The organism is Streptococcus oralis (assembly GCF_001579525.1).
In the GTDB taxonomy this organism is placed as follows: Bacteria; Bacillota; Bacilli; order Lactobacillales; family Streptococcaceae; genus Streptococcus; species Streptococcus oralis_M.
Genome location: NZ_KQ970788.1, coordinates 242,683 through 263,246, shown reverse-complemented (window position 1 = coordinate 263,246; position 20,564 = coordinate 242,683). Strand labels below are relative to the sequence as shown.

Annotated in this window: 17 protein-coding genes; 16 read left to right on the top strand and 1 reads right to left on the bottom strand. The window is 39.8% G+C overall.

What is annotated here, in order from left to right; genetic code table 11:
- The first annotated feature begins 51 nt into the window (after nt 1-51).
- The 7 genes from SORDD25_RS01260 to SORDD25_RS01230 all read left to right on the top strand — a co-directional run bounded on the left by SORDD25_RS01260 (nt 52) and on the right by SORDD25_RS01230 (nt 9,332).
- The gene (locus tag SORDD25_RS01260) at nt 52-1,476 is read left to right on the top strand and encodes an NADP-dependent glyceraldehyde-3-phosphate dehydrogenase (RefSeq protein ID WP_061852328.1); all 1,425 of its coding nucleotides are present in this window, start codon (nt 52-54) and stop codon (nt 1,474-1,476) included.
- Between the two features lie 272 nt (nt 1,477-1,748).
- The gene (gene glgB, locus SORDD25_RS01255; protein WP_061852327.1) at nt 1,749-3,644 is read left to right on the top strand and encodes a 1,4-alpha-glucan branching protein GlgB; all 1,896 of its coding nucleotides are present in this window, start codon (nt 1,749-1,751) and stop codon (nt 3,642-3,644) included.
- A 158-nt stretch (nt 3,645-3,802) separates the two neighbouring features.
- A complete protein-coding gene (locus SORDD25_RS01250) occupies nt 3,803-4,945 on the top strand; it encodes a glucose-1-phosphate adenylyltransferase (protein WP_061852326.1) in 1,143 nt (380 codons plus the stop codon).
- Complete coding sequence (gene glgD, locus SORDD25_RS01245; RefSeq protein ID WP_061852325.1) at nt 4,935-6,074, top strand: glucose-1-phosphate adenylyltransferase subunit GlgD; 1,140 nt, start codon at nt 4,935-4,937, stop codon at nt 6,072-6,074. Before SORDD25_RS01250 ends, glgD begins: the two co-directional genes overlap by 11 nt.
- Nucleotides 6,071-7,504 (top strand): glycogen synthase GlgA, encoded by a 1,434-nt coding sequence (gene glgA, locus SORDD25_RS01240; RefSeq protein ID WP_061852324.1) that lies wholly within the window; start codon nt 6,071-6,073, stop codon nt 7,502-7,504. Before glgD ends, glgA begins: the two co-directional genes overlap by 4 nt.
- 58 nt (nt 7,505-7,562) lie before the next feature.
- The gene (gene serB / locus SORDD25_RS01235) at nt 7,563-8,207 is read left to right on the top strand and encodes a phosphoserine phosphatase SerB (protein ID WP_061852323.1); all 645 of its coding nucleotides are present in this window, start codon (nt 7,563-7,565) and stop codon (nt 8,205-8,207) included.
- Between the two features lie 9 nt (nt 8,208-8,216).
- Complete coding sequence (locus tag SORDD25_RS01230) at nt 8,217-9,332, top strand: glycerate kinase (RefSeq protein WP_061852322.1); 1,116 nt, start codon at nt 8,217-8,219, stop codon at nt 9,330-9,332.
- Here the strand turns inward: SORDD25_RS01230 and SORDD25_RS01225 are convergent.
- A complete protein-coding gene (locus SORDD25_RS01225) occupies nt 9,329-9,775 on the bottom strand; it encodes a DUF1694 domain-containing protein (protein ID WP_061852321.1) in 447 nt (148 codons plus the stop codon). The genes SORDD25_RS01230 and SORDD25_RS01225 overlap by 4 nt on opposite strands.
- A gap of 162 nt (nt 9,776-9,937) precedes the next feature.
- On the opposite strand from SORDD25_RS01225, the gene eno reads away from it, so the two are divergent.
- From eno to SORDD25_RS01180, 9 genes are all read left to right on the top strand, one after another.
- The gene (eno, locus tag SORDD25_RS01220) at nt 9,938-11,242 is read left to right on the top strand and encodes a surface-displayed alpha-enolase (RefSeq protein WP_000022821.1); all 1,305 of its coding nucleotides are present in this window, start codon (nt 9,938-9,940) and stop codon (nt 11,240-11,242) included.
- Between the two features lie 128 nt (nt 11,243-11,370).
- Nucleotides 11,371-11,865: a YkgJ family cysteine cluster protein gene (locus tag SORDD25_RS01215; RefSeq protein ID WP_000031476.1), complete on the top strand. Its 495-nt coding sequence runs from the start codon at nt 11,371-11,373 to the stop codon at nt 11,863-11,865.
- 202 nt (nt 11,866-12,067) lie between these two features.
- A complete protein-coding gene (locus tag SORDD25_RS01210; RefSeq protein ID WP_061852320.1) occupies nt 12,068-12,904 on the top strand; it encodes an AraC family transcriptional regulator in 837 nt (278 codons plus the stop codon).
- Nucleotides 12,905-13,094: 190 nt separating this feature from the next.
- Nucleotides 13,095-14,138 (top strand): bifunctional glycosyltransferase family 2/GtrA family protein, encoded by a 1,044-nt coding sequence (locus tag SORDD25_RS01205; protein WP_061852319.1) that lies wholly within the window; start codon nt 13,095-13,097, stop codon nt 14,136-14,138.
- Nucleotides 14,135-15,046 (top strand): phosphodiester glycosidase family protein, encoded by a 912-nt coding sequence (locus tag SORDD25_RS01200; RefSeq protein ID WP_061852318.1) that lies wholly within the window; start codon nt 14,135-14,137, stop codon nt 15,044-15,046. The genes SORDD25_RS01205 and SORDD25_RS01200 overlap by 4 nt, the downstream gene beginning before the upstream one ends.
- Complete coding sequence (locus SORDD25_RS01195; protein ID WP_061852317.1) at nt 15,021-15,431, top strand: hypothetical protein; 411 nt, start codon at nt 15,021-15,023, stop codon at nt 15,429-15,431. Before SORDD25_RS01200 ends, SORDD25_RS01195 begins: the two co-directional genes overlap by 26 nt.
- Nucleotides 15,432-15,586: 155 nt before the next feature.
- Entirely contained in the window at nt 15,587-16,501 is a 915-nt protein-coding gene (locus SORDD25_RS01190; protein WP_061852316.1) for a peptidase, read from the top strand.
- Between the two features lie 117 nt (nt 16,502-16,618).
- Nucleotides 16,619-19,378: a type I restriction-modification system subunit M gene (locus SORDD25_RS01185; RefSeq protein WP_061852315.1), complete on the top strand. Its 2,760-nt coding sequence runs from the start codon at nt 16,619-16,621 to the stop codon at nt 19,376-19,378.
- 1 nt (nt 19,379) lies between these two features.
- Complete coding sequence (locus SORDD25_RS01180) at nt 19,380-20,564, top strand: restriction endonuclease subunit S (RefSeq protein WP_061852314.1); 1,185 nt, start codon at nt 19,380-19,382, stop codon at nt 20,562-20,564.

Below are 20,564 nucleotides of genomic sequence, written 5' to 3'. Positions count from 1 at the left end.
TTCTGAAAATTTGATAAAATAAGGTTTAATCATTTTCAGGAGGAAGAGAATTTGACAAATTATCAGAATTTAGTGAATGGAAAATGGAAATCATCGGAGAATGAAATTGCCATCTATTCTCCAATCAATCAGGAAAAGCTAGGTACAGTACCAGCTATGAGTCAGGCTGAAGTAGATGAGGCTATGAAAGCAGCGCGTGAAGCTCTCCCGGCATGGCGTAATTTAGCACCAGTTGAGCGTGCAGCTTATTTGCATAAAACAGCAGACATTTTGGAACGTGATAAAGAAAAAATTGGTACAATTCTTGCTAAGGAGGTTGCAAAAGGGATTAAAGCAGCCATTGGAGAAGTAGTACGTACAGCAGATTTGATTCGTTTTGCAGCTGAGGAAGGTCTCCGTATCACTGGACAAGCAATGGAAGGTGGCGGTTTTGAAGCCGCAAGTAAAAACAAACTAGCCGTTGTTCGTCGTGAGCCAGTTGGAGTTGTGTTAGCTATCGCGCCATTTAACTACCCAGTCAACCTTTCTGGATCTAAGATTGCTCCGGCCTTGATTGCAGGAAATGTCGTTATGTTTAAACCACCAACACAAGGATCTATTTCTGGTCTCTTGCTAGCTAAAGCATTTGACGAAGCCGGAATCCCAGCAGGTGTCTTTAACACCATCACTGGACGTGGTTCTGAAATCGGAGACTACATCATCGAACACAAGGAAGTGAACTTCATTAACTTTACAGGTTCAACACCGATTGGTGAGCGTATCGGTCGTTTGGCTGGTATGCGCCCGATTATGCTGGAGCTTGGTGGGAAAGATGCAGCAATTGTCTTAGAAGATGCAGATTTAGAAAATGCAGCTAAGCAAATCGTAGGTGGTGCCTTTAGCTACTCTGGTCAGCGTTGTACCGCTATCAAACGTGTTTTGGTTGTGGAAAGCGTAGCAGACAGATTGGCTGAATTGCTCCAGGCTGAAGTTGCTAAGCTAACTATCGGTGATCCATTTGACAATGCAGATGTCACACCTGTTATTGATAATGCTTCAGCTGATTTCATCTGGGGATTAATTGAAGATGCTCAGGAAAAAGGAGCCAAAGCGCTCAGCCCAATCAAACGTGAGAATAATCTCATTTGGCCAGGACTTTTTGATTATGTCACAAGAGATATGAAATTAGCCTGGGAAGAACCATTTGGACCAGTTCTACCGATTATTCGAGTTGCAGATGCCAACGAAGCGCTAGAAATTGCTAATGAATCAGAATTCGGTCTTCAATCTTCAGTCTTTACAAATGACTTTAAGAAGGCGTTTGAAATTGCTGAAAAACTTGAAGTGGGTACCGTTCATATTAATAATAAAACACAGCGTGGACCAGACAATTTCCCATTCCTTGGTGTAAAAGGGTCTGGTGCAGGAGTACAAGGAATTAAATATAGTATCGAAGCGATGACAAATGTTAAATCCATTGTTTTTGATGTGAAATAATCTATAAAATCAGGAAAATAACTTCCTGCTTTTATTTTTTCAAAAAAATACAGTAAAAAATTGATAAAAAACGAATATTCTGGTATTATACTAAAAAAATATATGGAAATTGTTTCGTGTTCTATTTTCTGGATATCTTTTCTAAAATGCTAGGAAATTTTTTGAAGGCTTTCATAAAAAAAATATGATTTCCTTCGTAAATTACTTGAAAGTTATCTTAAAAGAGTGTATAATAGAATTATAGAAAACGCTTACAAAAGAAAGGGGATTGAATGAATAATCAAGAAGCATTAAGAACCTTTACTACAGGTGAGAATTTTCACCTCCAGCATTATTTAGGAGCGCATAGAGAGGAGAAAAACGGAGAAATTGGCTATACCTTTAGGGTTTGGGCACCAAATGCACAAGCAGTTCATCTAGTTGGTGATTTTACCGATTGGGTTGAGAATCAGATTCCTATGGTTCGTAATGAAGCAGGTGTTTGGGAAGTCTTTACGAGTCAAGCCCAGGAAGGTCAGATTTATAAATATCATATCACGCGTGCAAATGGTCACCAGATTATGAAGATCGATCCATTGGCAGTTTATTTTGAAGCTAGACCGGGTACAGGAGCAGTTCTGACCAATATCCGTGAAAAGAAATGGAAAGATGGCCTTTGGTTAGCACGTAGAAAACGGCTTGGTTTTGCGGAACGTCCAGTCAATATCTATGAAGCGCACGCTGGCTCTTGGAAGAGAAATCCAGATGGTAGTCCCTATAGCTTTGCACAACTAAAAGAAGAGTTGATTCCTTATCTTGTTGAGATGAACTATACTCACATTGAGTTTATGCCTTTAATGGCGCATCCGCTTGGTTTGAGTTGGGGATATCAGCTCATGGGGTATTTTGCTCTAGAACATTGCTATGGGCGACCAGAAGAATTTCAGGATTTTGTTGAAGAATGCCATTTAAATAACATCGGTGTAATTGTGGACTGGGTTCCAGGTCATTTCACTATCAATGATGATGCTCTTGCTTATTATGATGGAACTCCGACTTTTGAATACCAAGACCACAACAAGGCCCATAACTACGGTTGGGGAGCTCTTAACTTTGACCTTGGGAAGAATGAAGTTCAGTCTTTCCTGATCTCAAGTATTAAATTTTGGATTGATTTTTACCACTTAGATGGTATTCGGGTCGATGCAGTGAGCAATATGCTGTATCTAGATTATGATAATGCTCCTTGGACTCCAAACAAAGACGGTGGAAACCTTAACTACGAGGGTTATTATTTCCTTCAACGGTTGAACACAGTGATTAAGTTAGCTCATCCAGATATCATGATGATTGCAGAAGAAAGCTCATCAGCGACAAAGATTACTGGTATGAAAGAAATGGGCGGCCTTGGATTTGACTATAAATGGAATATGGGCTGGATGAACGACATTCTCCGTTTCTACGAGGAAGATCCGATTTATCGCAAGTATGACTTTAATCTTGTGACCTTCAGCTTTATGTATGTTTTCAATGAAAACTATCTCTTACCTTTCTCGCATGATGAAGTGGTTCATGGCAAGAAGAGTATGATGCATAAGATGTGGGGAGATCGCTACAATCAGTTCGCTGGTCTGCGCAACCTCTACACCTATCAAATTTGTCATCCTGGTAAGAAACTCTTGTTCATGGGTAGTGAGTACGGGCAATTCCTAGAGTGGAAGTCTGAGGAGCAGTTGGAATGGTCTAATCTAGAAGATCCGATGAATGCCAAGATGAAGCATTTTACTTCTCAACTCAATCAATTCTATAAAGACCATCGCTGTCTTTGGGAAATTGATACTAGTTATGATGGTATCGAGATTATCGATGCTGATAATAGAGATCAGAGTGTCCTTTCCTTTATTCGTAAGGGCAAGAAAGACGAAATGTTAGTCTGTGTCTTTAACATGGCACCAGTTGAACGTAAGGACTTTACGATTGGTTTACCTGTTGCAGGTATTTACGAAGAAGTTTGGAATACAGAATTAGAAGAATGGGGAGGTGTGTGGAAAGAGCACAATCAAACAGTTCAGACTCAAGAAGGCTTATGGAAAGATTATGAGCAGACTTTGACCTTTACCTTGCCTGCCATGGGAGCAAGCATCTGGAAGATCAAGCGTCGTTTGAAACCAGCTAAGAAAAAAGAATAATGGGCTGTTGATGATATTTTTTAGATTTTAAAAACGGATGTACTTGTATTGGACTTGAAACACAAGAGAAATGGATTTCCTATTATTTTTATAAAAAAGTTTGACTTCCGACCTTCTTTCGATTTTAACGTTCACATGTCTTTATAAAGGAGTAGAAAATGAAGAATGAAATGCTAGCTTTGATCCTTGCGGGTGGGCAAGGAACACGTCTCGGAAAACTCACTCAAAGCATTGCCAAACCGGCAGTGCAATTCGGTGGGCGCTACCGTATCATTGACTTTGCTCTTTCCAACTGTGCAAACTCTGGAATCCATAATGTTGGTGTGATTACGCAATACCAACCTCTCGCTTTGAACAACCATATCGGAAATGGTTCTAGCTGGGGATTGGATGGTATCGGTTCAGGTGTCTCTATTTTACAACCTTATTCAGCCAGCGAAGGAAACCGTTGGTTTGAAGGGACTAGTCACGCTATCTACCAAAACATTGACTACATCGACAGTGTTAATCCTGAGTATGTTTTGATTCTTTCTGGTGACCACATCTACAAGATGGACTACGATGATATGCTTCAGTCACATAAGGATAACAATGCCAGTTTGACAGTAGCTGTCTTAGACGTACCTCTCAAAGAAGCTAGCCGTTTTGGTATCATGAATACAGATGCCAATAACCGTATCGTTGAATTCGAAGAAAAACCTGCGCAACCTAAGTCTACAAAGGCTTCTATGGGGATTTATATTTTTGACTGGAAACGACTTCGCAATATGCTTGTTGCTGCTGAAAAGAGCAATGTGGATATGTCAGACTTTGGGAAGAACGTTATCCCTAACTATCTCGAGTCTGGTGAAAGTGTCTATGCCTATGAATTTAATGGCTACTGGAAAGATGTTGGTACGATTGAGTCACTTTGGGAAGCCAATATGGAATATATTTCGCCAGAAAATGCCTTGGATAGCCGTAATCGTCAGTGGAAAATTTACTCAAGAAACTTGATCTCACCACCCAACTACTTTGGTGCGCATGCACACGTTGAGGATTCATTGGTCGTGGATGGTTGTTTTGTAGATGGAACGGTTAAACGTTCGATTCTATCAACAGAAGCACAAGTACGTGAAGGTGCTGAGGTCGTTGATTCTGTCATCATGAGTGGGGCTGTTATTGGTCACGGCGCAAAAATCACTCGTGCGATTATTGGTGAAGGTGCGATTATTGCAGATGGTGTAGAGATTGATGGGACGGATGAAGTACAAGTAGTAGGATACAATGAAGTAGTGGGGGTAGCAACAGATGAAGATTGATAAATATTCAGCCATTTTAGGAAACACAGTTGGTTTTCATGATATGTCAACGTTAACAGAACACCGTCCGGTGGCTAGCTTGCCTTTCGGTGGGAAATACCGTTTGATTGACTTCCCCCTTTCCAGTCTTGCAAATGCAGGTGTTCGTAGTATCTTTGGTATATTCCAACAAGATAATATCAGCTCAGTATTCGACCATATCCGTTCAGGTCGTGAGTGGGGCTTGTCCACCCTTCTAAGTCACTACTATCTAGGAATTTATAATACTCGTGTTGAAAGCAGTACAGTTGGAAAAGAGTATTACCAACAGCTTCTTACCTACTTGAGACGTTCAGGTTCAAACCAAACTGTTTCGATTAACTGCGATGTGCTGGTGAATATTGACTTGAATCAAGTCTTCCACCTACACAATACAACGAAAGGTCCGATCACAGTTGTATATAAGAAACTTCCTAAGAAAGACATTTCTGATGTGAATGCTATCTTGGAAATTGATGAAACTGACCATGTTCGTTCGCACAAACTCTTTGATAACAAATCTACGGATGAACTCTTCAACATGTCTACAGATATCTTTGTTGTGGACACTCCTTGGTTGATTGAACGACTTGAAGAAGAGGCTCAGAAAGAATATCCTGAAAAGTTGCGCTATGTTCTCCGCGATTTGGCTGTAAAAGAAGGAGCGTTTGCTTACGAATACACAGGCTACTTAGCAAACATTCACTCTGTTCAGTCCTATTATCAAGCAAACATCGATATGCTTGAATCTAAAAAGTTCTACTCTCTCTTCTCACCAAATCAAAAGATTTATACCAAAGTTAAGAATGAAGAACCAACCTACTATGCGAATACTTCAAAAGTAAGTACTTCTCAGTTTGCCTCTGGTAGTATCATTGAGGGTGAAGTAGTTCAGTCAGTTCTATCTCGTAACATTTATGTTCACAAAGATAGTGTGGTGAAGGACAGCGTTTTATTCCCTCGTGTTGTGATTGGTCAAGGTGCCCAAGTTGAGTATGCTGTATTAGATAAAGGTGTTGAAGTTGCGGACGGTGTTGTCATTCGAGGAACAGCAGAACATCCAGTTGTAGTGAAGAAGGGTGAAACAGTAACAGAGGACATTTATTCATGAAAATTTTATTTGTAGCGGCAGAAGGAGCACCCTTTTCAAAAACAGGTGGTTTGGGCGATGTCATCGGTGCACTTCCCAAATCACTTGTAAAAGCGGGGCACGAAGTTGCAGTTTTCTTGCCTTATTATGATATGGTAGAAGCAAAGTTCGGTGACCAGATAGAGGATGTTCTCCACTTTGAAGTTAGTGTAGGATGGCGTAGACAGTACTGTGGTATTAAAAAAACTGTCTTAAATGGGGTTACTTTCTACTTCATTGATAATCAGTATTATTTCTTCCGTGGCCATGTGTATGGTGATTTTGACGACGGTGAACGCTTTGCCTTTTTCCAACTGGCCGCTCTTGAGGCCATGGAGCGCATCGACTTTATCCCTGACCTTCTCCATGTTCATGATTACCACACAGCCATGATTCCATTCTTGTTAAAAGAAAAGTACCATTGGATTCAGGCATATCAAGGAATCAGAACAGTTTTAACCATTCACAATTTGGAATTCCAAGGTCAATTTTCTGAAGGAATGTTGTGGGATTTGTTCGGTGTTGGGTTTGAACGCTACGCTGATGGCACCCTTCGCTGGAATGATTGCCTTAACTGGATGAAAGCAGGTATTCTCTACGCGGATCGTGTCTCAACCGTTTCCCCTAGCTATGCACATGAGATCATGACCAGTCAGTTTGGTTGCGGTTTGGACCAGATTCTTCGCATGGAGTCAGGTAAGGTTTCAGGGATTGTCAATGGTATTGACGCAGATCTTTATAATCCTCAAACAGACCCACTTTTAGACTATCATTTTGATAAGGAAGATTTGTCTGGAAAAGCTCAAAACAAAGCAAAATTGCAAGAGAGAGTTGGTCTACCTGTGAGAGCAGATGTTCCTCTAGTTGGGATTGTCTCTCGTTTGACGCGCCAAAAAGGCTTTGATGTTGTGGTAGAAAGCTTGCATCGTTTCTTACAGGAGGACGTTCAAATAGTCCTTTTGGGAACAGGTGACCCAGCTTTTGAACATTCCTTCTCCTGGTTTGCTCAAGTCTATCCTGATAAGCTATCAGCAAATATCACTTTTGACGTCAAGCTCGCTCAAGAAATCTATGCAGCTTGTGATCTCTTCCTCATGCCAAGTCGTTTTGAACCATGTGGCTTGTCTCAAATGATGGCGATGCGCTATGGAACTCTACCATTGGTTCATGAAGTGGGTGGCTTGCGTGATACGGTTCAATCCTTCAATCCGATCGAAGGAACTGGAACTGGATTTAGCTTTAACAATTTAACACCATACTGGCTTAACTGGAGTTTCCAAACAGCCTTGGATGTTTATAAGTACCAGCCGGAAGTTTGGAGAAATCTACAAAAACAAGCTATGGAGTGTGATTTCTCATGGGATACAGCCTGCAAATCTTACCTGGACTTGTACCATAGTTTAGTCAACTAATAGATAAAATCGTATGATTCTTTCATACGATTTTTGGGCTGTTTAGAAAGGAAAGTTTATGTCTCAAGTAAAAGGCTTGTGTGTCATGGATGTTGATGGCACCCTGATAGCAGAGGAAGTGATTGATCTTTTAGGAAGAGAAGCAGGTTGCGAAGCCGAAATTTCGCAAATTACAAGTCAGGCAATGCGAGGTGAACTGGATTTTAAAACAAGTTTAAGAGCAAGAGTGGCTTTGTTAAAAGGTCTTCCAATTTTGGTCTTTGATACTGTCTTAAAATCCATTCACCTGTCCAAGAATGCTCAAGAATTTATCTCCATTCTTCAAAAGAAGGGCATCCTCGTCGGTCTAGTGTCTGGTGGCTTTACACCAATAGTTGAGAGATTGGCAGAATCCCTTGGTATCTCCTATTTCTCTGCTAACCAGTTGGAAGTCAAAGACGGTTTTTTAACAGGAAAATTAGTTGGTGAAATTGTGACAGGTCAAGTAAAAAATGCTACTCTTGAGAAATGGAGAAAGGAATTAGAACTACCCAAAGAAAGAACGATTGCTATAGGTGATGGTGCCAATGACCTCTTGATGTTAAAGACAGCAGGCCACGGTATAGCCTTTTGTGCCAAAGAGGTCGTAAAAGCAGAGATAGCTTGTCATGTAGATACGAGGGATTTTTTGGAAGTTCTTCCTTTGATTGATTTCTTAGAATGAGAGGGAACTATGAAAATTGTAATCGCACCTGATTCTTTTAAAGAAAGTTTGACGGCAGAAGAGGTCGCTCAAGCTATAAAAAGAGGCTTCGAACAGTCAATATCGGACGTAGAATGTCTGCTCTGTCCTGTTGGTGATGGTGGGGAAGGAACTGTAGATACTATTCGCCATTCTCTTGAACTCGAAGAAAAATGGCAAGAGGTGACAGGACCTTTTGGGCTAAAAGAATCAATGCGATACTTTCAGAAAGATCAAATAGCGCTCTTCGAAGTTGCTGACTTGGTTGGTCTTGGAAAGATTCCGCAGGAGAAACGAAACCCTCTCCACATCCAAACTCGTGGTATCGGAGAGTTGATTCGTCACCTCATAGAACTTGGAATGAAAGAAATCTATATCGGTGTTGGCGGTACCGCAAGTAATGATGGTGGAATTGGCATTGCTGCTGGTTTAGGTTATCGTTTTTATGACAAGAAGGGAAAAGAATTGCCTGCTTGCGGTCAGACTTTGCTTGAGTTCGAGTCAGTTTCAGATAGCGAGTTGTATAGAATTCCTGAAGATGTGAAAATTCGCATTTTAGCAGATGTCGTGAGCCCTTTATGTGGTCATCAAGGAGCGACCTATACATTTGGAAAACAAAAGGGCTTGGATCCTGCTTTGTTTGAGATAGTAGATCTGGCTATACAGCGGTTCTATGAAAAACTTTCGCCATCAACCTTATCTCTTAAAGGAGCGGGAGCTGGTGGTGGGATTGCGGCTGGGCTCTGTGCCTTTGCTGAGGCCACTATCGTATCTGGGATTGACACTTGCTTAGATTTGATTGACTTTGACAAGAAAGTTGCAGGGGCCGACTTGGTTATTGTTGGAGAAGGTAGACTGGACAGTCAAAGCTTTGTTGGAAAAGCTCCTATCGGTGTAGCAAAAAGAACTCCTGAAGGAGTTCCAGTTATTGCTATTTGTGGTAGTCTTTCCGAGGATTTACCTTCCCTACCATTCGAAAATATACAAGCAGCCTTTTCCATTTTAGAGAAAAGTGAGCCTTTAGAAGACAGTCTGAAAAATGCAAGTCTCTATTTGGAGCACACAGCTACTAATATTGGTCGTTTATTAAATTTGAGGAAGGATTAACCAAACCATTTTTTCCAGATGGATTTTTTAGGAGCCTCTGCCTTTTTCTCTTCCCAGAGGTCTGAGAAAGCAAGTCTGAGGTCCTTTTCGTCTACTTGAACAGGTTCATTTGTATGAATGACAAGACCGAAAGGAGAGGTGATGTGATCGTCTGAAACAATAGTCGCCTGACAGTTGCTTTCCTTTGCTTGCTTTAAGTAAAAGACCTGTTTGTCAAACTCGATATTTGGTGAGATCTTCACAAAAAGTATCTCTACCTTTTCTTGAAAACTTTCTAAAATAGGGAAAAATCCATGTTCTAATTCAGAACTATTGGCAGTACTGATATCCGCGTAGCCAAGAACTCTTTCCTCGAAAGTGCCGAGATAGCGGCGTTGTTCGTCAGGGTTTAATTTCGGGCCACCATGAGCTTTTTCTAGTAGTTGTTTTGATAAATCTGTCATAAAAACAGTATATCACAAAAATCGCAAGAAAACAGACAAAAGAAAGCGATTACTTTATAAAGTTAAGGAAAATTTGCACAAAGATAACGTTTTTTCTTGAAAAACGCTTATTTTTAAGGTATCATAGAGGTGTAAAAAATTTAACTCAAAGGAGAGTAAAAAATGTCAATTATTACTGATGTTTACGCTCGCGAAGTCCTAGACTCACGCGGTAACCCAACACTTGAAGTAGAAGTTTATACTGAATCAGGTGCTTTCGGACGTGGTATGGTTCCATCAGGAGCTTCTACTGGTGAACACGAAGCAGTTGAACTTCGCGACGGTGACAAATCTCGTTACGGTGGTCTTGGTACACAAAAAGCTGTTGACAACGTAAACAACATCATTGCTGAAGCAATCATCGGCTACGATGTACGTGACCAACAAGCTATCGACCGTGCTATGATCGCACTTGACGGTACTCCTAACAAAGGTAAATTGGGTGCAAACGCAATTCTTGGTGTGTCTATCGCTGTAGCTCGTGCTGCTGCTGACTACCTTGAAATCCCACTTTACAGCTACCTTGGTGGATTCAACACTAAAGTTCTTCCAACTCCAATGATGAACATCATCAACGGTGGTTCTCACTCTGACGCTCCAATCGCTTTCCAAGAATTCATGATCGTACCTGCTGGTGCACCATCATTCAAAGAAGCTCTTCGTTGGGGTGCTGAAATCTTCCACGCTCTTAAGAAAATCCTTAAATCTCGTGGTTTGGAAACAGCCGTAGGTGACGAAGGTGGATTCGCTCCTCGTTTCGAAGGAACTGAAGACGGTGTTGAAACTATCCTTGCTGCGATCGAAGCTGCTGGATATGTTCCTGGTAAAGATGTATTTATCGGATTTGACTGTGCTTCATCAGAATTCTACGATAAAGAACGTAAAGTTTACGACTACACTAAATTCGAAGGTGAAGGAGCCGCTGTACGTACTGCTGCAGAACAAATCGACTACCTTGAAGAATTGGTAAACAAATACCCAATCATCACTATCGAAGATGGTATGGACGAAAACGACTGGGACGGTTGGAAAGCTCTTACTGAACGTCTTGGTGGTAAAGTACAATTGGTTGGTGACGACTTCTTCGTAACAAACACTTCTTACCTTGAAAAAGGTATTGCAGAAGGTGCTGCTAACTCAATCCTTATCAAAGTTAACCAAATCGGTACTCTTACTGAAACATTCGACGCTATCGAAATGGCGAAAGAAGCTGGTTACACTGCCGTTGTATCACACCGTTCAGGTGAAACTGAAGATTCAACAATCGCTGATATCGCAGTTGCAACTAACGCAGGACAAATCAAGACTGGTTCACTTTCACGTACAGACCGTATCGCTAAATACAACCAATTGCTTCGCATCGAAGACCAACTTGGTGAAGTAGCTGAATACCGTGGATTGAAATCATTCTACAACCTTAAAAAATAATCTAGTTCAGTGAACAAGGTTTGAAGCCCCTCGGATTTTTTCCGAAGGGCTTTTTTCTGTTCAAGGGGATAAGAAAGGGGCAGAGTTTATGGTATAATAGACAAAAACACTTGTATTAGGAAGCAATTATGTCTAAAGAGATTGATATTGAGTATTACCACCAACTAGCACTGCAAAAGCAGAAGGAGCACCGCAAAGTGTTAGCTAATCTAAAGAAAAAACCTCCTAAAAACTTAGATAAGATTGCGCAGCAGATTCACCAAGAAGTTTTTGCTGAGATAGATTGTACTGCCTGTGCTAACTGTTGCAAGACTTTGGGACCAGACTTTAAAGAGGCAGACATCACCCGTATTGCTAAGTACTTTAAGATGAAATTACCGGCTTTTGAAGCGGAATTTCTGCAGGTGGATGAAGATGGAGATAAGGTTTTCAAATCCATGCCTTGCCCCTTTCTAGGAGGAGACAATCTCTGTTCTATCTATGACGTTCGACCAAAGGCCTGCCGTGAATTCCCCCATACAGATCGTAAAAAAATCCATCAAATTAATCATTTGACGATTAAGAATACCTTGACCTGCCCAGCAGCTTATCTCTTTGTTGAGAAATTAAAAGATAAGTTATAAGGATTTGAACCTTTAAATCTTGTACAAAGAATCTAGGGCGTAAGTATCTGATATCTGATAGACTATAGATGGAATTGAACACGGTCTAAAAGCTGTTCGAAAAAGAGAAAATTTCTAGAACTAGAAGATATAGCGTCAATTTTTCTGTTTTCACTTTGCTTTTAAGGACTTTTGTATCTTGTGGAGGTAAGAACAAACGAATATGATGCATCAATTCAATCAAACCATGGAGTATTTGGAGCAGCAACTAACTGGAGAAGTGGATATGAAAAGATTTCAGCAGCTATCGGGCTATTCTTACCCTCTCTTTAGCAGGCTATTTTCTATCCTGGCAGATATGACATTAGCAGAATACTTGCGCAATCGCAGGCTATCAGAAGCTGTGACAGACTTGCGGGAAGGCTCTGAGAAAGTCATTGACATAGCAATGAAATACGGCTATGAGTCTGCGGATGCCTTCAGCGCAGCTTTTAAGAAATTTCATGGTGCAACCCCCTCAGAAGTTCGAAATGGAAAACCTTATCGGGTCTTTCCTAGACTTCAATTATCCTTAAAGATTACAGGAGGAAAGAACATGGATATCAAGATTCAAAAGAAAGCCACTTTTACTGTAGCGGGAGTCCTATTGGAAGCGATTGACAATAGCAAATGCCCGTCCGCTTGGGAGAATCTCTATAACAATCACAGCGTTGAAAACCTAGAAAGTTTGGGTAGTGGGCAATCCTTTGGTGTCTGCTCGGATGTCAAAGAAGGCGAAATCATCAACTATATGGCCGCTTATGATGTCGTGGATAAAGCGAAAGCAGAAGAACTAGGTCTGTCCATCAAAGAAATTCCAGAAGCTGAATATGCTATCGTCCCAGTCAAAGGTCCTATACCAGCTAGTATTCACAATGCTTGGAAATATGTCTTGGAGGTCTTTTTCCCTGAAACAGGCTATCGCCACTCAGGCTCATCAGACTTCGAAGTCTATACCGAAGGTGACATGTTGTCACCTGACTATCAAATGGAACTCTGGATACCAGTGATTAAGAACTAGAACATTATCTGACAATTTATAAAGATGCAAATTGAACTCTGTAGAAGATAGCTTTTACAGAGCTTTTCTTTATTTGGATTTGGAATTTCTAAGAAAAACAATAAATCTGATTTTACTTTTATTTAAGTATAAGGAATTTTTAAGCATTTACTTGTATACTTTTCCAATCATCAAAGAAAGGGGTGTAAATATGAACTATCTAGTTATCCCGGCTTACGAACCTGACTACAATCTCATCAAATTGATTGAAAAGATTCACAATAAGAGCGATTTTTGCATCATTGTCATTGATGATGGAAGTTCGGCAAAATGCCAAGACATTTTTGCTCGAGCAGCGAATTTTGCGACGGTCCTTCGCCACCAGGTCAATCAAGGAAAAGGGCAAGCTCTGAAAACAGCTTTTGAGCACATTCAGTTTCTCAATAAACCAGGGACTGTGGTTACAGCAGATGCAGACGGCCAGCATAGGATATGGGACATCTTTCGTAGTTTGACCAAATCAAATGAAAATCCTAATACACTTGTTCTTGGTGTCCGTGCCTTTACAGGCAAGGTTCCCTTGCGTAGTCGTTTTGGAAATAGCTTGACTCGCATCTTGTTTAAACTGCAAACGGGTGTTGCTGTATCCGACACACAGACAGGATTACGTGCCTTTTCAACAGATATGATTCCCTTCATGCTCAAGATAGAAGGCCAACGTTATGAATACGAGATGAACATGCTCCTTGAAGCAAGTCAAGTCTACCCAATCTTAGAAGTTCCGATTGAAACAGTCTATATCAACGACAATGAGGCTTCTCACTTCCGGCCTATTCGAGATGGATTGATGATTTATAAAAATATTTTAAAGTTTGCGCTCTCGTCTTTTAGTAGTTTTATCGTAGATTATGTGGTCTACGCTCTCTCTATTCTATGCTTGAGCTTTATTCCGACAGGTTTGCGTGTTCTTCTCTCAAATGGTTTGGCACGTGTGACTAGCTCCATCTTTAACTTTTCTACCAACAAAAAATTGGTCTTTAAGAACAAGGCGAGCAGTTTTAAAACAGGATCAGGCTATTTCGGACTAGCAGTTGGTCTCTTTATCTTAGACACCATTTTGATTCGACTTTTTAATTCTGGTCTTGGAGTCGACTTGTTAATCGCGAAGATTCTTGTCGGAATTATGCTCTTCATCCTCTCTTGGACAGTTCAAACTCGCTTTATTTTCAAAGAAAGGACCTGTAGCCCATTATGAAAGTTTTAAAGAAACTCTATCTATACGCATCGGTCTTGGGCTTGCTTCTGACAAGTTCCTTTACCTATTCGATGTTGAAGACCTTTGTACTCGCTGAAACGATTTCTACAGTATCCAATACCAGCTCCACATCTGACACTGCAGCAGCAAGTCAGGCAGCAAAAAATGCTCATGTGACGGATACCAGATATTCAGATGGAAATATCAGTGTCAACCTAACTGAAAAGACTATGAATGAAACGCAAGTCTATGTGGCAGACATAACTCTCAGTTCATCGGATTATCTGAAGACAGCTCTAGCTCAAAACTCCTATGGAACTAATGTCACAGCTAAAACCTCTGTAACCGCTGCTGAAAACAATGCTATTCTTGCTGTCAACGGGGACTACTATGGAGCCAATAGCTCTGGTTATGTTATACGTAATGGAGTTGTCTATCGGGACAGTGTACGTGAAGATGCTAGTAACGGTGACCTTGCCATTTACAAGGACGGCTCCTTTAAAATCATCTACGAGGACCAAGTTTCAGCCAATCAGTTGGTTCAGGACGGTGTCGTCAATCTACTGGCATTTGGTCCGTCTCTAGTTGAGAATGGAGAAATATCTGTTGATACCAATACAGAAGTCGGTCAGGCCATGTCATCGAATCCTCGTACAGCTATCGGGATTATCGATGAAAATCACTACATCATCGTCGTTTCGGATGGTCGTACCTCTGAAAGCAAAGGCTTATCACTTTACCAGATGGCAGAAGTGATGAAATCTTACGGAGTGAAGACAGCCTATAACCTTGATGGTGGTGGATCCTCAACTCTCTACTTTAACGGTCAGGTAATCAATAAACCGACTACAGGTGGAAGCAAGATATCAGAAAGGGCGGTGAGTGATATTGTCTACATTGGTTACTAAAATCAAAAACAAACGCCTCAAAAAGACACTCGTTGGCTATAGTCTTCTCACTATTTTCTTCTTTGCATTTAGCCGTATCTACGAATCCCTTAGTTTTGGGGAGACCTCGCTTCATATGCACTATCTCTTTGCAGTTCCTCTACTAGGAGGCGCCATACTTGCATTTTTGTTGAAAATCATGCCAAACTTAGGACGAATCAGCCTAAACTTGTGGAACTCGGCAGTTGCAGTCCTAACAGCCGGAATGCTCTTTCGAGGTATTGTCAGTCTATCAGGTCGTTCAACGACCTTAGACCAACCTTACTGGTATGTTGGCCTAGCATTTGCTATTTTGGCTATCGCCTCGCTTTTCTTTCATAAGAAGAATAGTCAAGAATTAGCTTAAAAATCGAAAACTGGTTGTTGAGAGAAACAGCCAGTTTTCTTGTTGAAGTTCATGACTATAGATCACAAATACCCATATTTTTTGTTTGGAATTTATGGGGCTTGCGAATAGTTTTCTCGGTATAATAGTCCCATAGAAGATAAGGAGGCATGAATATGCAGATGTATTTTGGAGATGTGTCACTTTGCTATAGCTATTCATTGGCAATGGCACTGGATAGCTATGGTTATGACTTTAAAGCAGAGTTTTTAGAGGCAATTATGGTAATGGGAAATGGCGCTAGTATCGTAAAGGAAGATGAGCAGCACCCTCTAGTATTTTTTGATAATGGTATGCCAGATCTTTCTATCTCTCATTCTTTAAAAATACTTGGATTTGACTATGAGGATTTCTATCTAAAGAATGGAGCAGAAGTAGATTTGGAAGAGATTAAAAGAAAGTTGGAAACATTTCTGTTCAATGGACCTGTCGTACTGGGACCTCTTGATATGGGCCATCTGACCTACAACCCCAATCACACAATCCTTTATGGTGTGGATCATTTTGTAACCGTGTATGGTATTGATGAGCAGTACCTTTATTTGCATGATCCAGCTGGTTTTGCCTGTATGAAGGTTGCTTTTAATGACATACTAGAAGCCTGGAAGGCAGAGGCTATTGACTATAAGCGTGGAGCCTACTCCATGTGGGGAAATTTTAAGAAGGTCAAGAGTCCTAGTCAGACTGAAATCTATCAAGAAACAGCAAGGATTATGAAGAAACGATATTTGAATGGCCAAAACGGTGTTTTGGAATGTTATGCAAAAGCAGTTGCTGAAAACGGCTTAAATACAGAACAAAAACAATTGCATCAGTATTTCAGCTTCAAACTTGCGGCTGTTCGAAATCTCTACCTCAGTAAGTTCTTAAAAGATCATAATCCAGAAGGGGCAAGATTAAAAGAAGAATTGGCTACTCTATTTAGCCAAGCCCACCTTTCATGTTTAAAAGAAGATTACCAAGAACTGTCCCACTTGCTCTATCAGATAGCAGAATTGGACGGTCACTTTAAAGATTTATATGTAAAGTAGTGACTATAAGCATAAAAAATAGTTAGTAAAAGCAGTTGTTCGTAAAATGAAGAACTGCTTTTTGCTACTTGTGGTATAATAGAGAGTAAATATATTTTAGATTAATAGGATACAAATATGAATAAGCAACAATTAGCTGCAAAAATTTGGGAATCAGCCAATGAAATGCGTTCTAAAATAGAAGCCAACGAATATAAAGATTATATTTTAGGGTTTATGTTTTACAAGTTTTTATCAGATAAAGAAGAACAATTCCTTTCTCAAGAAGGATATGGTGATGATTTATCAGATTTATCAGAGTCTGATGAAGAAACTGTAAAATATATACAAGAAAAAATTGGTTATTTTATCAGTTATGATAATCTCTTTTCTACTTGGATTAAAAAAGGGGTTGATTTCGATGTATCGAATGTTCGAGATGCCTTGTCAGCATTTAATCGATTAATTGGTAAAGGGCATAAACATGTTTTTGATGGTGTCTTTGATACTCTCCAAACTGGCCTAAGTAAGCTTGGAGAATCATCTGCTTCTCAGACAAAAGCTATTAGCAGACTTCTTACATTAATTAAGTCAATTCCCATGGAAGGGAGAAGAGACTATGATGTTTTGGGCTTCATTTACGAATATCTGATTAGCATGTTTGCAGCAAATGCTGGTAAAAAGGCAGGGGAGTTTTATACCCCTCACGAAGTCTCTGTACTAATCTCTGAAATTGTGGCCCATCATCTCCATGATAAAGATGAGATTAAAATTTATGATCCGACTAGTGGATCGGGCTCTTTGCTCATCAACATCGGGCAATCTGCTTCAAAATTTATCCAAGGGGAAAATAAAATCCAATATTATGCCCAAGAATTAAAGAGCAACACCTACAATTTGACACGTATGAATTTGATTATGCGAGGAATTTTGCCATCCAATATTATCACTCGAAACGGGGATACCTTGGAGGATGACTGGCCTTATTTTAATGAAAACGATCCTGTTAATACTTATAATCCACTCTACGTTGATGCTGTTGTTTCAAATCCACCTTATTCGCAGAAATGGGATTCTGAACATAAAGAAGATGATCCCCGCTACTTTGGTTTTGGTTTAGCTCCTCGAACCAAAGCAGATTATGCTTTTTTGCTTCATGATTTATACCATTTAAAGCCGGATGGCATTATGGCTATTGTTCTTCCTCATGGCGTTCTTTTTCGAGGGGGCGAAGAAAGAAAAATTCGTATGAATTTAATCGAAAAAAATAAGATTGATGCAATTATTGGTTTGCCTTCAAATATCTTTTTTGGTACAGGGATTCCTACGATTATTATGGTGCTAAAACAGCATAGAGATAGAGATGATATCTTAATTGTAGATGCCTCTAAAGGCTTTGTAAAAGTAGGAAAAAACAACCAACTTCGTGCTTCTGATATTAAGAAGATTGTTGATATCGTGAATAATCGTGAAACGATAGAGGGATATTCTCGTCTGGTATCAAAAGAAGAGCTTCGCCAGCAAGACTATAACCTTAACATCCCACGTTATGTTGATTCATCTGAACCTCAGGAATCTTGGGATATTTATGCTTCTATGTATGGAGGAATTCCTAAATCAGAGCTGACCAAATTAGATCCTTTTTGGTGTGCTTTTCCCGGTCTATTTTCTGACCTTTTTGAAGATGATGGGTCTCCTTATGTCGAGCTTAAAAGTCCAGACTTAAAACAAGTGATTTTAAATAATGAGGATATAAAAAAATTCTTATTTGATTATCATCAGAGCTTTGAATCATTTTCTGCATACCTATATGACTATTTGGTAGTTCAGGCTTTATCTATTTCTTTACCCCAGGCCGAGTCTGTGATTAGTCAGCAGCTATTCAAGAATTTATATGACTATCCCATAGTTGATCCTTACACTGCTTATCAACTTTTAGACGATGGATGGCAGGAAATTTCTCAGGATTTGGAGATGATTCAGACTGAAGGTTTTCAAACTGTTAAGCGCGTGGATCCAAATATTGTCATAAAGAAAAAGAAGGGAAAAGAACCAGAAGAACAACAGGAAGGCTGGATAGGTCGAATACTACCTTTTGAGTTGGTTCAGGAAGTCCACCTTACAGAAGAATTGGACCAGATAAAAGCGCAAAAAGCTAGGTTGCAGGATATTAAGGATACATATGTTCAATTGATTGATAATCTTTCTGAAGAAGAAAAAGAACTCCAGATTTTAAATGACGAGCAAGATGGTTTTATCACTAAGGAAGTCAATCTGTTGCTGGAAGATATTTATACCGAAGTGGATAGCTTGGAGATTTCGACTTTAAGAACTTATCTCGATCTGTTAGATAGGAAAGCTCAGAAAGCAGAAAAAATGGATTTTATAGCTGCTCACCCTGAGGTATCCTGGTCATCAATGGAGGCATTAAAAGACAAAACTTACGGAGCAGTTAAGGTGAAAGGCTATATCCGGTTGTTGCAGAGTCAAATAGTTTTTGAGGAAGGAAGCTTTGAGGCTACTTTACAGAATGTCATTGAACTTCAAGACGAAGAAAAGCAACTAGCTGCTATAGTTAAGAAAGCAGAGAAAGAGCTTCATTTGAAAACGAAGCAAGTTATTGAAAACTTGTCAGATGAGGAGGCAAATGAACTGCTTGAGAAGAAATGGATTGTTCCGGTCGTTGATCAGCTGAATCGATTACCAGATGTCTTATTTACTCAGCTGATAAAACATGTCACAGGAGTAGCGGATAAATACTCAGAAACTTTTGAAGATGTCAGCAAAGAGCTAGCAGCTGTCGAGCAAAGTCTCTCTGATATGATTGACCAGTTGGATGGGCCAGAATTTGATATGAAAGGATTAAGGGAGTTTCAAAATCTCCTAAATAGAAAATAAGATGACGGAAGAGAGAAAAGCACCAGCTATTCGTTTCAAAGAATTTTCAGATCAAAATGCGGAAGCTTGGGAACAGCGGAAGTTGGGGGATATTTCTACCTCTTTCTCTGGTGGAACACCAGCAGTAGGAAATAAAAGATATTATGGTGGGGAGATTCCTTTTATTCGATCGGCTGAGATTAAGTCAGATTCAACAGAATTATTTTTAACTAATGAAGGCTTGGAGAATTCTTCTGCTAAGTTAGTCAAAAAGGGAGATATTCTTTATGCTTTATATGGAGCCACAAGTGGAGAAGTAGATATTTCTAAAATTAATGGTGCCATAAACCAAGCAATTCTATGCATAGTTCCTAAAATAAATTATAATTCTGGATTTATAATGCAGTGGTTGAAATATCAAAAAAAGAATATAACAGATAAATATCTTCAAGGGGGTCAGGGTAATCTTTCAGGTACTCTTGTAAAGGAGTTGGATATTTCTCTCCCTACCCCACCCGAACAAAGGGCCATTGGCAACTTCTTCCAAGATCTGGACAAGCTCATCACACTTCAACAGCGTAAGTTAGAGATTCTCAAAGAGCAGAAGAAAACCTACCTCAAGCTCCTCTCCCCAGCCAAAGGACAAAAGAAGCCAGTCCTTCGCTTCGCAGAATTTGAAGATGAGTGGAAGGAAGTGAAAGTTTCAGATATTTTTAAAGTTACTAGGGGACAAGTACTAGCAACAACGGAGATATCAGAAGAAAAAACAGATACTCATAAATATCCCGTATATTCTTCTCAAACCAAAAATGAAGGATTATTAGGATATTATGATAAATATTTATTTGAAACAGCAATAACTTGGACAACTGATGGAGCAAATGCTGGAACGGTAAATTACAGGGAAGGAAAATTTTATAGTACAAATGTGAACGGTGTTTTATTGTCTGATGAAGGTTTTGCTAATAAAGTGATTGCAGAAATATTAAATAACGAAGCTTGGAAATATGTTTCAAAAGTTGGCAACCCGAAACTAATGAATAATGTAATGTCAGAGATTAGTTTAGTTATCCCTAATGATTTTAGAGAGATTTCCATCCTGTCATCCCTCTTCCAAGACCTAGACAAGTTCATTGCCCTTCAACAGCGTAGACTGGACAAACTGCAGAATATGAAAAAAGCTTTACTTGAACAAATGATGATGTAA

What these genes read in the sequence shown, in the direction of transcription:
- glgB (WP_061852327.1), top strand. Translation starts at nt 1,749, where the DNA reads ATGAATAATCAAGAAGCATTAAGAACCTTTACTACAGGTGAGAATTTT.
- SORDD25_RS01185 (WP_061852315.1), top strand. Translation starts at nt 16,619, where the DNA reads ATGAATAAGCAACAATTAGCTGCAAAAATTTGGGAATCAGCCAATGAA.
- serB (WP_061852323.1), top strand. Translation starts at nt 7,563, where the DNA reads ATGTCTCAAGTAAAAGGCTTGTGTGTCATGGATGTTGATGGCACCCTG.
- SORDD25_RS01200 (WP_061852318.1), top strand. Translation starts at nt 14,135, where the DNA reads ATGAAAGTTTTAAAGAAACTCTATCTATACGCATCGGTCTTGGGCTTG.
- glgD (WP_061852325.1), top strand. Translation starts at nt 4,935, where the DNA reads ATGAAGATTGATAAATATTCAGCCATTTTAGGAAACACAGTTGGTTTT.
- SORDD25_RS01210 (WP_061852320.1), top strand. Translation starts at nt 12,068, where the DNA reads ATGATGCATCAATTCAATCAAACCATGGAGTATTTGGAGCAGCAACTA.
- SORDD25_RS01225 (WP_061852321.1), bottom strand. Translation starts at nt 9,775, where the DNA reads ATGACAGATTTATCAAAACAACTACTAGAAAAAGCTCATGGTGGCCCG.
- SORDD25_RS01250 (WP_061852326.1), top strand. Translation starts at nt 3,803, where the DNA reads ATGAAGAATGAAATGCTAGCTTTGATCCTTGCGGGTGGGCAAGGAACA.
- glgA (WP_061852324.1), top strand. Translation starts at nt 6,071, where the DNA reads ATGAAAATTTTATTTGTAGCGGCAGAAGGAGCACCCTTTTCAAAAACA.
- SORDD25_RS01230 (WP_061852322.1), top strand. Translation starts at nt 8,217, where the DNA reads ATGAAAATTGTAATCGCACCTGATTCTTTTAAAGAAAGTTTGACGGCA.
- SORDD25_RS01180 (WP_061852314.1), top strand. Translation starts at nt 19,380, where the DNA reads ATGACGGAAGAGAGAAAAGCACCAGCTATTCGTTTCAAAGAATTTTCA.
- SORDD25_RS01205 (WP_061852319.1), top strand. Translation starts at nt 13,095, where the DNA reads ATGAACTATCTAGTTATCCCGGCTTACGAACCTGACTACAATCTCATC.
- eno (WP_000022821.1), top strand. Translation starts at nt 9,938, where the DNA reads ATGTCAATTATTACTGATGTTTACGCTCGCGAAGTCCTAGACTCACGC.
- SORDD25_RS01215 (WP_000031476.1), top strand. Translation starts at nt 11,371, where the DNA reads ATGTCTAAAGAGATTGATATTGAGTATTACCACCAACTAGCACTGCAA.
- SORDD25_RS01190 (WP_061852316.1), top strand. Translation starts at nt 15,587, where the DNA reads ATGCAGATGTATTTTGGAGATGTGTCACTTTGCTATAGCTATTCATTG.